Source organism: Chloroflexota bacterium (assembly GCA_018648225.1).
Classification (GTDB): domain Bacteria; phylum Chloroflexota; class Anaerolineae; order Anaerolineales; family UBA11858; genus NIOZ-UU35.
Genome location: JABGRQ010000070.1, coordinates 1 through 15,210 on the forward strand (window position 1 = coordinate 1; position 15,210 = coordinate 15,210).

Genomic DNA, 15,210 nt, shown 5'->3' on the forward strand with positions numbered 1-15,210 from the left:
GTTTATTGTCCGCTATGACATCTCCAGGCTATCACTTCCTTCTTGAGCACTACCAGAAAAACTTGGCGCGCTTTGTGTCTCTGTGGTTTTGCATTTCCCTGGTTGCCTGCACGACAGCGGTTTATCCGCCACCAACAGCGCCCTGGGAATTCGCACAGTTGCGCGCCCTTGATCCCAGCGATATGCAGTTACCCGGCCACGATCTGATTGCACTCTACACACGCCGCACAACCCATAATCTCGAAATCCGGCTGGATGTTCTCGAACTGCAACTCACCGAACAAGGCGACATCTACCTTGCGCTGGACTGGCTCCCGGGGGGGAGTCAAATTTCTACGCTGGATGACCAAACCCGCGCCTGGGATTTATCTATCGTCATTCCCGCGGGGGAACTGGCCTCCGCGCGAGTGTTGAATCCGTACCTGAACGCCGACCAACTCCCCACCCCGTTGGTGGTGCGCGATCCCAAACTGGATACGATCACTGTGCGACTCAACATCCACAAACTGCCCCAATTCAACGGCCATTTTTATGCTGCGGCTTACAGCGCTCACCCTGGCACAGAGACAAAAATAGACGAAATTGGGCCAGTCTCATCCGAAGCGCATGTGTCCGGGCGGGCACCACTGCTGCTGGCCTTCTGGAATACGATGCCCGCACAGACGCCCGCGCAAGCCCTTCGCCGCTGGGATGGCGCGCATACCGGACCGCTGGGGCAGCGCCACGGCCTGAGCCATTTACTGGATGCCGCGGAATATTGGCGCACTCCAGTTGTTCTGCTAGACGCCGCAGCGCCGCTCTCGCTGGCTGCGCTGGATATGATGGGGCAAATCCCTCAACTCACAAACTTGCAGTCCCAGGGGCTGCTCAACCTGACAGAGACGTTGCCAGCGGCATACTTTGGCTACTTGCCAGACTGGGCAATTAACCCTATCCGCCAGCATAACCGTGCCGCCACAACCGCATTTGGCGTGAGGGATTCGCAATGGGTATATGCCCCCACGCTGACAACGGCATCAACGGACAGGCTGATAATTACGCCCGATGCAGCCATCGAAACCAATCAAACTCACATCTACCAGCTAGGCGCACAGTTGTATTTACCATTGCCGATGCCCGCGAATACGCCCCAACAAATTGACTACTCCGGATTAAACCGCGCAATCCGACAGGCGCTGATACAGGCAGCACTCACCCCTGAAGAATCGCGCCCCCTTACCGTGCTGGGCGGCGACCTGCCTCACAGCAATTGGGGCGACGCGCACCTTGTCGGGCCAGCAATGGCCTATATTGCCGCACATCCCTGGATGCAAGTACTCAACGAGCGAGACTTGTTGACCCAGCCGCGCCTAAATACACGCATTTCTATCACATCAGAAAATTCAAATGAGGAAAATTATTCCGCGGTATATACCGCCTTGCGCGCCACACCTGACAGCACCAGTGCTGATTTAGCCTACGCGGCGTTACTCACTTTACTCGCGCCAGCCGACCCACTGCACCCCAATCTTGCTGCACTGCGCGCCAATTATTTGGGCGAAATTGGCACTTGGCTCGCTGCCGCCAAGTGGGAACTTGCCGCAACGCCTTTGCAAAATGGTGAAATTTTCACGGATTGCACAATTGACCCCGATTTCGATGGTGAGGCCGAGTGCCTGCTGGCATCGACAGATTATTTTGCCATCATTGACCCCCAGGGAGGGCGTTTGAGCCTGCTGCTGGCGCGTCAGAAAAATGGCTCGATTACACAGCTTGTCGCGCCGAGTTCTCAATTTGCCGTCGGGCTGAGCGATCCGCTGGGCTGGGATTTGGCCGCGGGGGTGCAGGCCGACCCAGGGGTGATACCCGGCGGGTTTGCCGGGCCGTGGGATGAGTATCGCGTTGAGCACATTGCTAATGGCGTCCGGCTAAAATCGACCTCGGTGAGTAAAACTTTTACGCTAGCCAATGAAGGCTTGCACATAGAATACGTGTCCGAAACCCCTATTGAGGCTCAAATTCCGTTGGGCATTATGACGGAGAATTATCTCTCTTCGGGGTGGGCTGGGCGCTTCGAGGGCGAAGAATTGCCTCAGGGCTGGGCCTGGGGGATTAAGGACAATGCCCAGGCGTTGATCCAAACCTCGGGCAGACTGACCCACCAAACCTTCCGTGATGATATTCCCGCGCTTTCACTACCCGAAAACCCCAATTATGATTACCCGGCGGGGCATTATTTCCCCTTTCCCCTGGCCGTGGCAACTGTGCATGCCGAGGGCGCATTTTGGGTACAAATCAGCTTGCTGCCTTAACGATACAACTGGCGAGCGCGGATAATCTTTTCAACGGCGGCGGGAAGATATTCGTGGATGGACAAATTTGCGGCAATGCACTGGCGCAGCGATGAGGAAGCAATATCAATGGGCGGGATATCCATAAACTGGACTTTTGTGCTGATCCCATGAAGGGTGGTTTCCAGATGCTCGAGGTTGTACGCTGCCCCCGGGCGGCACATAACCCCCAACGCATCGCAGGCATTGAGAAAAGCCTGCGGCGTGTGCCACAGAGACAAATCGCGCAACGAATCGCCGCCCATCAGGTATATCAGCCACGCGTCGGGGTATTCCTGCCGCAAACAAGCCACCGTGTCTACAGCATAATGTGGCGGAGGGCGATCGATATCGACACGTGAGAGTTGAAATTTGGGATGTTCAACAAGAGCCGCCTGAAGCATCTCCAGGCGGTCGGCCAGGGGGGTGATAGGCTGCCCGTGCTTGTGGGGCGGCTGCAGGGTCAGCACCCATAGCACCCGGTCGAGATGTAGATGCTGCAAAGCAGCATGTGCCAGCGCCAGATGTCCGTTATGCGGCGGGTCAAATGTGCCGCCTAAAATTCCGATGCGCGCGATTATTCCGACCACTCCAATTCGTGATTACCAATATAAACTGTATCGCCGGGTTGAATACCGGCTTTGCGCAGCGCGTCTTCGATACCCAGCGCGTTCAAGATACGCTGAAACCGCCGCGCCGACTGGTCGTACTCCCAGTAGGTCATAAGAGCAGCACGCTCAATAGACACACCGGTGACAATGAAACCATCGGAAGCGCGCTCAATTTCAAAAGCGCGTGGATCATCCTCTACGCGGTAGATGGGCATATCTTCGGTTTTTGTGAGCGGAATCAGAGGCAATTCAATCAGTATTTGCCGGGCGCGAAATAGCACCGGCTTCACACCCGTACCGGCTACAGCTGAGATAGCGTAAGTTTCGTAATCACGCTTCTCCAGCTCACGCTGAACTTCCGGCCAGCGCGCTTGCACATCGGGCAAATCCATTTTGTTGAAAACAACAATCTGGGGCTTAGTGGCTAAATCGGGGTCAAAGAGAGCCAACTCGCTATTGATCTGGGAAAAATCAAGCAAGGGGTTTTCCGCCATGCCATCCAGCAGGTGGATCAATACACGTGTACGCTGAATATGGCGCAAAAACTCGTGCCCCAAGCCCACACCTTGATGCGCGCCCTCGATCAGGCCGGGAATATCTGCTAAAACCAGCGAGATATCTACATCGAGGCGAGCTACGCCTAAATTGGGCTGCAAGGTTGTAAAGGGATAGGGGGCGATCTTTGGGGTAGCATTGGTCACTGCCGATAGCAGCGTCGATTTCCCCGCGTTTGGGGCGCCGACCAACCCGACATCGGCGATCAACTTCAATTCCAGGCGCAGATTGCGTTCTTCAGACGGGGCACCCTTCTCTGCAAGACGGGGAGCTTTATTGGTTGAAGATGCAAAACGGGAATTTCCACGACCACCACGGCCACCCTTACAAACCACTAGCCGGTGTTCTTCTGCGGTGAGATCTCCCAGCAACTCGCCGGAATGCGCATCGTAAACGAGCGTTCCGGGTGGCACTGGGAGAATCAAATCTTGCCCCGATTTACCGCTTTTATTATTTCCGCCACCTTTAGCGCCATCGTCGGCAAGGTAATGGTGTTTGTGTCGAAACGGAGATAGAGTAGTCAGTTTATTATCAACTTGAAAAACCACACTACCACCGCGACCGCCATCACCACCATCTGGGCCACCACGGGGAACATATTTTTCGCGGCGGAAGTGTACAATGCCTGCCCCACCACGCCCCGAACGCACGTATATTTCTACTTCATCAATGAACATTTTATCTCTTTGTTGCTTGCAATAAATGGAAAGGCGCAGGCCTTTGCAATGAAACATCGGCTAAATGGGGTCATTCTCTAAGATCAGTACCCGGTTCGTTGGGAATAAAGGACTATTATACCATTGGGGAGTTTTTGATGCGCCTATGCTATAATTGGGGGCATTCTTCCCCAGATCAGGAGCACCTATATGACCAAACAAGATATTCCAGACATCGTTGTCGGACGACTTCCCTTTTATTTACGCTCGTTACAACGCATGCAGCAAGAAGGCCAGCAAGTTACATCATCCCAAGAACTCGGCGCCCGGCTGGGAGTCTCTGCAGCCCAAATCCGAAAAGACTTATCTCAATTTGGTGAGTTTGGGAAACAAGGCACCGGCTACAATATTCAGTTTCTCAGTAATCAATTACGAAAAATACTAAATCTCGATCAAGTATGGGATATGGCGATTATCGGTGCAGGTGATGTAGGTAACGCGCTAGCCCATTATTCGGGCTTCCGCAACCGCGGTTTTCAGTGCACGATGATTTTCGATAATACCGCCGAAAAAATTGGGGGAATGATTGGCACATTGGTTGTAAAAGATGTCGCTTATATGGCTGATGAAATTCAGGCTGCCGGGATAAAGGTAGCCATGTTAGCCGTCCCAGCCGATCATGCCCAAGAAGTTACCGATCTGCTGATTGAAGCAGGAGTCAAAGCAATCTTGAATTATGCCCCTATTCAGTTATCAGTACCTGAAAGCGTCCGTGTTGAGAATATTGATCCGGCAACTCATCTACAAAGGATGTCGTATTATTTGAAGTAAAGAGGCAAACCCTTAACAAAAAAAGCGAACTTGCAAAAAGTTCGCTTTTTTCATTCGTAAAATCCATATCCGCTAATGTGTTTATACTGGCGGTAAGTTGCGTTTTATTTTCGCATAAACACTGGGTTGCAAAGACAATGATGTCCCTTCTGCCACACATGTCGTGGGGTTATCAACAAGATAAGCGGGGACGCCTAATTCTTTAGTCAGCAATTTGTCGATACCGCGAAGCAGGGATGCGCCGCCGCACAGGGCGATACCGCGATCAATGATGTCGGATACAAGCTCGGGTGGGGTTTTTTCGAGTACACGCCGGGCCGTCTCAACAACATTACTCAACACATCCTGTAGGGCTTCAACAATTTCACCGGTAGTAAGCGTCAGCGGGCGCGGCAAGCCTGTAACCTGGTCTTGGCCCTGTATCTCGATGCTTCTTTCTTCATCCTGCGGGACGGCTGCACCAATTTCCATTTTGATGCGTTCGGCTGTTGGCTGTGCAATCACCAAACCAAATTTGCGGCGGATATAGGTCATAATCGCATCGTCCAATTGCAACCCACCCATCCGAACGGTCTCCGCTGAAACAATCCCATAGGTAGCCATAACGGCGGCCTGGGTTGCACCACCGCCCAGACAAATGATCATATTCCCGGTGGGTGTGTGGAATGGTAAATCGACCCCCAAAGCTGCCGCCATAGGTTGATAGATCAAAAAGACATCACGTTTGACCGCTTCCAGCGCGGCTTCATGCACGGCACGACGCTCAACGCTGGTGACACCATAGGGGACGGACATCATCACCCGCGGACGAAAGATACGCGCTGGACTGCTCACTTTGCGGATAAGGTATTCCAATAGCTTCTCGGAAACTTCGTAATCCGCGATAACGGCATTCTTCAACGGATAGGCCACCTCCAGGGTATCAGGAACACGCCCATACATATCCTGAGCTTCCTGCCCCAGGGAGACAATTTTCAGTTCATCAACCGCAATCGCAACAACTGTGGGCTCCTGAAGAATAACCTGTCCATCTTCTGCAATACGCGTCCAAATCGTACCCAGGTCAATTCCAATGTCTTTTGAGAAAAGGGCCATCAGGCACTAACCCCGATCTTCCAGCATGGAAGGCACATCCGCACGGCGTCCCTGACGGTAGCGGCGCACAGCATCCAAACGGAGGTTGGAACGCCGCAAAGCTGCTTCCATTCGCAAGAAAGAATCGGAATCGGGCGGAGGCCCTTCGGCGAGGATTTTTTCGGCGCGCTGACGAGCGGCCTCAGCACGCGCAACATCAATCTCGCGCACATTTTCAGCCCGATCTGCCAGCACTGTGATAATTTTGGGTTGAACTTCCACTACCCCGCCAGCGACTGTAAAAATCTCTTCCGCGTTCTGTTGGCGCACCTTGATAACGCCAAAAGACAGCGTCGATAACAGCGGCGCGTGGTTCGGGAGTATGCCCATCTCACCTTCTGTGCCTGGCAAAAGCACCGAATCGGCATCACCTTCAAAAATCAAACGGTCTTGAGAAACGATCTCACAACGAATAGGCATTGTTCCCTTCGCTTATGCAGCCAATTGCTTGGCGCTTTCTACAACATCGTCAATGGTTCCGGCAAACATGAAAGCATCTTCGGGGATGTCGTCGTGCTTTCCGTCCAAAATCTCACGGAAACCGCGTACAGTCTCTCGAATGGGAACATACTTACCCGGCATATTGGTAAATTGTTCGGCAACATAGAAAGGCTGCGAGAAGAAACGCTCCACTTTACGGGCACGGGAAACAATCAGCTTATCATCTTCGCTGAGTTCATCAATACCCAGAATGGCGATAATATCTTGCAGGTCTTTGTAGCGTTGCAAAACCGCCTGGACTTCGCGGGCAGTTCGATAGTGCTCATCACCCACAATCAAGGGGTCGAGAATACGTGAGGTAGAGGCCAACGGATCAACAGCCGGATAAATGCCCTTCTCAGAAATGGAGCGTTCAAGCGCAATGGTTGCATCGAGGTGGGTAAAGGTAGCAACCGGAGCAGGATCCGAATAGTCATCAGCGGGAACATAAACCGCCTGCATCGATGTGATCGAGCCTGTACGAGTAGATGTGATGCGTTCCTGTAGTTCGCCCATCTCGGTAGACAAGGTCGGCTGATACCCAACCGCGGAAGGCATACGCCCCAGGAGCGCCGAGACTTCAGACCCCGACATACTGAAGCGGAAAATATTATCAATAAATAATAGCACGTCACGGCCCTGATCACGGAAGTATTCGGCCATTGATAAAGCGCTCAAGGCCACGCGCAAACGCACCCCAGGAGGTTCATTCATTTGCCCGTAAACCATAACGGTGTCTTTCATAACACCCGATTCGATCATCTCGCGATAAAGCTGGGTGCCTTCACGAGTGCGCTCGCCTACGCCAGCAAACACAGAGTTGCCCTCGTGTTCCATCGCCACCGAACGTATTAACTCCATAATCACAACGGTTTTGCCAACGCCTGCACCGCCAAAAATGCCAGTTTTACCGCCTTTGGTAAAGGGAGCAATCAGGTCAATTACTTTTACACCCGTTTCAAAAATATCCACCTGCGTAGATTGATCTTCAAATAGCGGGGCAGCCCGGTGAATGGGGTAGTACTCTTCTGCCTCTACAGGGCTACCCCCATCAACGGGGCGTCCCAAAACATTAAATATGCGTCCAAGCGTTGGCAGGCCTACGGGAACCTTAATGGGCGCCCCGGTGGAATGAACTTCAGTCCCACGCTGAAGGCCCTCGGTTGTATCCATAGCAACACATCGAACCCAGTTATTTCCCAGGTGCTTCTGGACTTCTAAAACCTGGGGATAACCTTCCCCTTGTGGAATTTCGAGGGCATCAAAGAGGCCCGGCAATTGACCAGCGGCGAATTCGACATCCACGACACCGCCTTGAATTTGTATGATGCGGCCTGTAGCTTTAGCCATGTTTACCTCCAAATTATCGCAATCAGTGAAAACACTGATTCTAGTATTTTAACTTTGCGCCAGGGCTTCTGCGCCACCGGCAATATCTAACATTTCACTGGTAATGCTCTGTTGACGCGCTTTGTTGTATTGAAGTTGCAAAGCAGCGCTGAGTTCGGTCGCATTCTCAGTAGCATTTTTCATAGCAACCATACGAGCAGCATGTTCACTGGCCAGTGATTCCATCACCGCCTGATATACTTGCAAAGCCGTGAAACGAGGAACGATCTCATCAAGAAGTTGTTCTTGCCCTGGCTCATAGATATATGTCGCTTCAGGGCCGTGCTGTTCTATGCCAAAAGCCTCCACGCGTCCCTCACCAGAATCCACCTCGAGGGGGAGGAGTTTTTTGACCGTGGGAATTTGCTTAACCATATTTACAAAGTCGGTATAAACTAAATAGACTTCGTCAACATTACCTGACAGAAACTCATCCACCGCCAGGTGTCCAATCGCAGACACATCTGCAAATTCCGGGGCTGCCGGGAGATTGCTAAATTCTGCCAGAATTTCCTGGCCGCGGCGGAACATTAAATCGCGCCCTTTGCGGCCAATCGTAATAAATTTTGCCGGATGAGGATATGAGCCAAACTTTTGTAGCGTGAATCGAACAATATTAGCATTATATGCACCAGCAAGTCCGCGATCTCCACTGATGAGAACAATCAGCGTGTTTTTGACTTGCTCTCGCTCCGCTAATAGGGGATGCAATACCCCTCTGCCGGGTTGAGCGGCAACGTGCGTCAGCACTTGCCATGCTTTCGTTGCATACGGTCGTGTGCGATACATTGCCTGCATAGCTTTCTGAACTTTGCTGGCGCTTACGGCCTGCAAAGCACGTGTTACCTGGGCAATATTCTTCACACTACGAATACGTAGTTTTACTTCTCGAGCGTTAGCCATTTAGCGCTCCCTGAGTTACTGCCAAGCTGAACGGAAAGCATCAAGTGCAGCACGCAATTGTACTTCCGTTTCATCTGTGATTCGTTTATCCTTAACAATTGCTTTGCCAATCTCTGGATGGGATGTTTCCATATAGCGCATAAGGGTTTCTTCCCATTCGCGCATCCGTTCGAGATCAACTTTATCAGCAAAGCCTTTGGTGCCTGCAAATATTGCAATGATTTGCTTCTCAACAGAAGCAGGCTCATATTGAGGCTGTTTGAGCAACTCCTGCAAACGCTGACCTCGATTCAGGCGAGCCTGTGTGCCAGCATCCAAGTCGGAGCCAAATTGAGCAAATGCAGCCAACTCACGGAATGAGGCCATATCCATGCGCAAACCACCGGCAACTTGCTTCATTGCCTTCGTTTGAGCATCACCACCCACACGAGAAACCGATAAACCAACATTTACAGCCGGTCGAATACCAGCGTAGAAAAGGTTATTTTCCAAATAAATCTGCCCGTCGGTAATGGAAATCACATTCGTCGGGACATAGGCCGACACATCGCCAAGCAGGGTTTCAATAATCGGCAGAGCTGTCAATGAGCCGCCCGTGCCGTCTACTTTGATAACCTGATAATCACCACTATTCTCCATTGCCTGCAGCGCTTCATCTGCATAATGATGTGATAACGGTCCCCCATATACCTTGCCGTCAATAGCATCATCTGCCTTAGCCAGCGAGTCTAAATAATCTTTCGAAACAATCACATATTGGTCAGCGAGGCGAGCCGCTCGCTCCAGTAAGCGAGAGTGTAAATAGAACAAATCACCGGGATACGCTTCACGACCCGGAGGGCGGCGCAATAGCAGCGAAACCTGACGATATGCCCAAGCGTGTTTCGAAAGGTCATCATAGATCACAAGTGCATCGCGGCCAGTTTCCATGAATTCTTCGCCAATGGCACAACCGGCATACGGTGCAATATACTGAAGGGCGGCAGGTTCATCTGCCGTGGCAGCCACCACAATAGTATGTTCCATCGCACCAAATTTTTCAAGGGTGGCAACTGTCCGCGCAATTGCCGCTTTCTTTTGGCCGATGGCAACATAGATACAAATAACGTCTTCGCCTTTTTGGTTGATAATGGTATCAATGGCAATCGCTGTTTTTCCGGTTTGACGATCACCAATAATCAACTCACGCTGACCACGGCCAATCGGGATCATCGAATCAATGGCTTTAATACCTGTCTGCAAGGGCGTATCAACGTCCTGGCGCAAAATTACACCAGGGGCGATGCGTTCAATTGGGCGAAAACCTGTCGTTGGCATCGGACCTTTACCATCAATCGGCTGACCAAGCGCATTCACCACGCGCCCAACCATAGCATCACCAACCGGCACCGATGCAATCCGCCCTACCGTACGTACAGTCATACCTTCGCTAATACCGGCATAATCACCCATAATAGTGACACCAACGGTATCACGTTCAAGGTTGAAGGCAATTCCCATAACTCCATTTTCAAACTGTACCAACTCTTGAGAGCGCACATCCGACAAGCCAGTCGCGCGCGCAATACCATCCCCCACTTCTAAAACCGTTCCGATATCACGAACCTCCAGCGCAGGCTGGAAAGCCTCGATTTGCTGCTGTAAGTCTGTAGTGATTCTTTGGATCAGATCAGACATTTTACCTCCTGGTTTCTATCAATTTGTCAATTATTGCGGAAATATTTGGTACGGCTTCATCGAGAATATTGCAATGAGGCCACCAATAATTTTACAGCGATTGAATATCACAATCGCTGGGGCAGATATAAGAAAACCCTCCAGGGTGAGGTATCATACCGTGAAACGAATACTGATTGTGTCTCCGGCCAACATCACGCGAGGGGGGTAAATGAGTACTCACATCCATTAGGGGTTCTCTACCAAAAAAATAACTACTAATATCCCCCAATAGGGATACTAGCGATCAAATAATACCCGAAAGCCATCATATTGTCCAGTTTGATTCAGCATTGGTGCGTTTTTTCACATCTTACATGGACATCAGGCATCATCTGGCGATTGAGATTGAGATCCTTTACCCAAAGCCTGCGATCGTTCATAAGCCGCCCACACTGCGCGCGAAATCGCCGTGCGAAAACCAGCCTTCTCTAAATAATATAAAGCCGCAGCCGATGTGCCTCCCGGAGAAGTAACCTGGTTTCTTAAACGAGCCAAATGTACCGGGTGTTCACTCTTCCGGTAATAGTCTACCGAACCACGCACTGTTTGGGCCACCAATTGTTCAGCAATACGCCGCGGAAACCCCAAATGCACGCCCGCATCCACCATAGCTTCCATAAACATAAATACATAAGCAGGCCCGGTGCCTGATAGCGCGGTTGCCATATCCAGATAATATTCCTCATCCAGATAAATTTCTTCGCCCAGCGCGCCCAGCATTTTTCTGGCAATTTGGCGCTGCGCATCAGAGACTGCCGCGGCGGCTGTCCAAACTGTGATACCTTCGCCAATTTGAGCAGGCGTATTAGGCATTGAGCGCACCACATTGTCACATTGCAATCCCTGTGAAAGTTTTTCAATAGTTGCTCCCGCAATAATAGACAATACAAATGCCGACGGCTTGAGCTTGCCAGAGAGTTCGGGCAAAATTACCTTTAGATGTTGGGGTTTAACGCATAAGACGATCACATCGGCATTTTCTACGGCAGAAGGATTGTCTGTGAGCGAAGTGATTCCATAGCGATCTGCCAAATCTTGCCCGCGGTTGATACGTGGCCCCGAAACAGTGATCTGTTCCGGAGTTGCCACACCACAACGGATAATTCCAGCAATCATCGCCTCGGCCATAACACCAGGGCCAATAAATGCGATTTTTTGGTTAATTGACAAAACATACCTCCAAATAAAGGTTCATCAGGAGCTGGCGGGCATCGTGATTTTTTGAATTGATCTCAACCAACCGCATCACGCCGATTTAGCGGACATCAGCCAAAATATTGCAATGCGAAGCGAATGCGTTCTTCAACGTCATCGGGAGCATCCTTCCGGATGGCTTGTACTGCGGCCTGTGCCTCGACAACACTATACCCCAACACAATCAGAGCTTCCACAACCTGACTATCCGTATCCGCCATTGTTACCAACCCATCCAAGTCATCCGTAGCAGTGATGCGTCCTTGCAAATGAAGCACAATCCGTTGCGCGGTTTTGGAGCCAATTCCGGGAACACGTTGAAACACCGCAGCCTGCTCCGAAAAGACAGCCCGACGAATGGCTGTTGGGTTGAGGGTTGAAAGCGTGGTCAGCGCCAGACGAGGGCCAATGCCATTCACACCAAGCAAGAGAATAAAAAATTCGCGTTCTTCTGATGTTGAAAAACCATAAAGGGTGAGAGAATCTTCACGCACAACTAGATGAGTATGCAATGAGATCGTTTCCCCCATTCCCAGGCTCAAGCGAAACTGATCGGGAATATATACCCACAACCCTACATTCCCCATTTCAATAATGACACGATCTAGGCCAATCTCAATGACACGACCTCGGACGGTTGCGATCATAATTTACTCCTGCTAAACAAACGCCAAACCAATTCCTGTGGCAGTCATGGCGAGCAAACCTGGCAAAAGCGCTTTGCGCAAAACGGCTGAACCTCCCATCAATGCAATGATGCCCTTGACAACCGTATTCGACATGGTGGCTATCACCACAGCCCGTGAAGCGATATGAAGTTCCACGTCCCCCGTATTGCTGAGTTCCGCCATTGAAAGCGTAATCGCATCTACATCAGCTATGCCGGAGAGCAAACTGGATATTAGGATACCCGTATCGCCAAAATACATTTGCGCAGCCCGCGAGATGAGCAATACCAACCCATACAATAAACCAAATTTAATGGCCGACTTCAGGTCAAAGGGGTTTGAGAAATCCATGTTTCCTTTTTCGGCGGCTCGCTGCGAGAAAAATAGATACCCCCCATACAGCAGGCCTACTAAACCTGCCGCCGTCAGAGGTTTCCATACCATGCCAAGGAGTTGCCGGTTGAGTACGCCCACTTCAATCAGCACGCGCGAAAACATCACTGTCCAGGCAATCATAATTGCCAGCGCAAAAGGTTTTGATAAATTCGGCTCTCGGCTGCTACGGTCTGAAAAACTGAGCGTTACAGCCGTGCTGGATACCAGACCACCCAAAAATCCGGTTAGGCCGATCCCTTGTTCCGGGCCGACAATTTTTATGGCAACGTAGCCTAAAAAGCTAATTCCTGAAATAAAAACAACCATCAGCCATATCTTAAAGGGATTCAACACGTCAAAAGGCGGCGGTAAAAAACTCTGGTTCGGGAGTATGGGCAAGATGATGGCACTGATCACTGCAAACTGCAATGCGGCAAATATATCTTCGCGTGTCAGTGAACGAACAAAACGATCTGTTTCAAGTTTCAAGGACAGAAGCGCCGTCGTGGCAATCCCCAGCGCCATTGCCAAAGAAAGGTAGCCCCAATAGCACAGAGCACCAATTAATATGGTGATAATAATGGCAACTTCGGTAGTCAACCCAACAAAACCGCGCCAGGCATCGATGAAATACGCCACAGCAGAGAAAAGCCCCAATAACAGAATCACCCCGAAAAATGCGAGTGGAGCATCCAGTTGATCGGCGGCCATCGCTGCGAGAGCGCCGACCACCCCCATGAGCGCGAATGTCCGCTCCCCGGCAACAATTTCCTGACTGCGCGTGCCAGATGCGAATTCGCGTTGGAGACCAATTAAAAAGCCAATCGCCAGCGCGGCGCCAAAACGTGTGAAGAGTTGTAATTCGGTCATAGGTCTTTATCCCAATAGATCTGCCATTCGATAACTGTGAATATGACACACAGCAACCGCCAACGCGTCGGCGGCATCATCGGGGCGCGGAATTTCCTTCATGTTCAGCAGGGCACGGATCATTTGCTGTACCTGATTTTTATCTGCATTGCCATAACCCACCACAGATTGCTTAATCTCGAGGGGAGTGTATTCAGCAACAGGAATATCTGCCTCTGCCAGCGCAAGAATCGCTACACCGCGCCCCTGTCCCACAGTGATAGCTGTACGAACATTGGTCTGAAAAAACAATTTCTCCACCGCAGCCGCATCGGGGCGATGGAGAAAGGCAATATCTTTTAGCTGCCGATAGATTTCAAGTAAGCGCTTGGGCATCGGTAATTTTGCCGAAGTAAGCACTACCCCATAATCTACGACAATAAGCTGCCCCCCGGCGGTTTCGCGCACAAGGCCGTAACCCGTGGTAGCAGTTCCGGGGTCAATCCCAAGAACCAGCATCAGCTTTTATCCTTCATACTGTGCCAGAGCTTCATCAGAAATATTTAGATTGGAATATACATTTTGCACATCATCGAGTTCTTCCAGTCGCTCGATGACTTTTAGTACTTGAATAGTATCTGCTGCACTCAATTCCAACTCCTGGTTAGGGATCATGCGCAAACCGGCTTCATCGTATTGAATACTCGCTTTTGCCAGTTCGTCATTAATGGATTTGAAGGATGTAATTGGCCCTGTAATTTCAACAATACCTGCTTCCATTTGAACATCATCGGCACCACCGTTCAGCGCCAGTTCAAAAATAGTATCTTCATCATATCCATCAGCAGGGAAGGTGAAATATGCGGCCTGTGTAAATTGCCAGGCAACCGAGCCGCCTTCTCCCAAACTACCGCTGCTGCTCGTCAGGATATGGCGCAGATCAGCAACCGTGCGATTGCGATTATCGGTGGCACATTCGATCATAAACGCAACGCCGTGCGGGCCATAGCCTTCGTACACCACTTCTTCATAGGCCGCCGCGCCCTTATCTTCACCCGTACCACGTTTGATGGCACGATCGATATTCTCTTTAGGCATATTGGCAGCTTTGGCTCTTGAAACGGCCAGCGCCAGAGTTGTATTCATATTGGGATCACCGCCGCCGTTGCGAGCTGCTACCGCGATCTCACGGGCAAGGCGCGTAAATATCTTGCCACGCTTGGCATCTTCGGCACCTTTTTTTCGTTTGATCGTTGACCATTTTGAATGTCCAGACATAACCTCACTCCTGCGAGCTTGTGACACAAAGTCAGGTAGAAGTAAACGAACTCCTACGGCGCTCAAATAAGATATTCTTGATAATTACACAGCCATAAACAAATGTGCAGAGAGAGATATACTACTCTACTCACTGATTTTCTAAAAATCTTTCTACGAAGATATGGTTTGGAACGTCACTGTTTTTCTTTGTGCGAAATCGCATTATACCATTGAAGCCAAAATTCTTATTCACAAAACCAATACGGCTTCACCATTG

14 protein-coding genes are annotated in these 15,210 nt (G+C 50.7%); 2 read left to right on the top strand and 12 right to left on the bottom strand.

Annotated features, from left to right (window positions below):
• Positions 1 to 74 precede the first annotated feature (74 nt).
• Positions 75 to 2,291: a hypothetical protein gene (locus HN413_05330; protein MBT3389815.1), complete on the top strand. Its 2,217-nt coding sequence runs from the start codon at positions 75 to 77 to the stop codon at positions 2,289 to 2,291.
• Here HN413_05330 and nadD read toward each other — a convergent pair.
• A complete protein-coding gene (gene nadD, locus HN413_05335) occupies positions 2,288 to 2,899 on the bottom strand; it encodes a nicotinate (nicotinamide) nucleotide adenylyltransferase (GenBank protein MBT3389816.1) in 612 nt (203 codons plus the stop codon). The genes HN413_05330 and nadD overlap by 4 nt on opposite strands.
• Positions 2,887 to 4,152, bottom strand: a complete 1,266-nt coding sequence (gene obgE, locus HN413_05340; GenBank protein MBT3389817.1) for a GTPase ObgE — start codon at positions 4,150 to 4,152, stop codon at positions 2,887 to 2,889. Before obgE ends, nadD begins: the two co-directional genes overlap by 13 nt.
• Before the next feature lie 189 nt (positions 4,153 to 4,341).
• Between obgE and HN413_05345 the strand changes: the two genes are divergently transcribed.
• The gene (locus tag HN413_05345) at positions 4,342 to 4,962 is read left to right on the top strand and encodes a redox-sensing transcriptional repressor Rex (protein MBT3389818.1); all 621 of its coding nucleotides are present in this window, start codon (positions 4,342 to 4,344) and stop codon (positions 4,960 to 4,962) included.
• Positions 4,963 to 5,043: 81 nt separating this feature from the next.
• Here the strand turns inward: HN413_05345 and HN413_05350 are convergent, their stop codons facing one another.
• The 10 genes from HN413_05350 to HN413_05395 all read right to left on the bottom strand — a co-directional run bounded on the left by HN413_05350 (position 5,044) and on the right by HN413_05395 (position 14,951).
• The gene (locus tag HN413_05350; protein ID MBT3389819.1) at positions 5,044 to 6,057 is read right to left on the bottom strand and encodes a rod shape-determining protein; all 1,014 of its coding nucleotides are present in this window, start codon (positions 6,055 to 6,057) and stop codon (positions 5,044 to 5,046) included.
• Positions 6,058 to 6,063: 6 nt separating this feature from the next.
• Positions 6,064 to 6,516 (bottom strand): ATP synthase F1 subunit epsilon, encoded by a 453-nt coding sequence (atpC, locus tag HN413_05355; protein ID MBT3389820.1) that lies wholly within the window; start codon positions 6,514 to 6,516, stop codon positions 6,064 to 6,066.
• A gap of 12 nt (positions 6,517 to 6,528) precedes the next feature.
• Positions 6,529 to 7,926, bottom strand: a complete 1,398-nt coding sequence (gene atpD, locus HN413_05360) for a F0F1 ATP synthase subunit beta (GenBank protein MBT3389821.1) — start codon at positions 7,924 to 7,926, stop codon at positions 6,529 to 6,531.
• 48 nt (positions 7,927 to 7,974) lie between these two features.
• Positions 7,975 to 8,868 carry an ATP synthase F1 subunit gamma gene (gene atpG / locus HN413_05365; GenBank protein ID MBT3389822.1) on the bottom strand — a complete coding sequence of 298 codons (894 nt, stop codon included), beginning with the start codon at positions 8,866 to 8,868 and terminating at the stop codon, positions 7,975 to 7,977.
• 15 nt (positions 8,869 to 8,883) lie between these two features.
• Positions 8,884 to 10,545 (bottom strand): F0F1 ATP synthase subunit alpha, encoded by a 1,662-nt coding sequence (locus tag HN413_05370; protein MBT3389823.1) that lies wholly within the window; start codon positions 10,543 to 10,545, stop codon positions 8,884 to 8,886.
• Positions 10,546 to 10,908: 363 nt separating this feature from the next.
• Entirely contained in the window at positions 10,909 to 11,757 is an 849-nt protein-coding gene (locus tag HN413_05375; GenBank protein ID MBT3389824.1) for a pyrroline-5-carboxylate reductase, read from the bottom strand.
• A gap of 95 nt (positions 11,758 to 11,852) precedes the next feature.
• Positions 11,853 to 12,428: a Holliday junction branch migration protein RuvA gene (ruvA, locus tag HN413_05380; protein ID MBT3389825.1), complete on the bottom strand. Its 576-nt coding sequence runs from the start codon at positions 12,426 to 12,428 to the stop codon at positions 11,853 to 11,855.
• A 12-nt stretch (positions 12,429 to 12,440) separates the two neighbouring features.
• A complete protein-coding gene (locus tag HN413_05385; GenBank protein MBT3389826.1) occupies positions 12,441 to 13,694 on the bottom strand; it encodes an MgtC/SapB family protein in 1,254 nt (417 codons plus the stop codon).
• A 6-nt stretch (positions 13,695 to 13,700) separates the two neighbouring features.
• On the bottom strand, positions 13,701 to 14,192 hold the full coding sequence (ruvC, locus tag HN413_05390) for a crossover junction endodeoxyribonuclease RuvC (protein ID MBT3389827.1): 492 nt from the start codon (positions 14,190 to 14,192) through the stop codon (positions 13,701 to 13,703).
• A gap of 6 nt (positions 14,193 to 14,198) precedes the next feature.
• Positions 14,199 to 14,951, bottom strand: coding sequence for a YebC/PmpR family DNA-binding transcriptional regulator (locus tag HN413_05395; GenBank protein MBT3389828.1), 753 nt, complete (start codon positions 14,949 to 14,951; stop codon positions 14,199 to 14,201).
• Between the last annotated feature and the right edge of the window lie 259 nt (positions 14,952 to 15,210).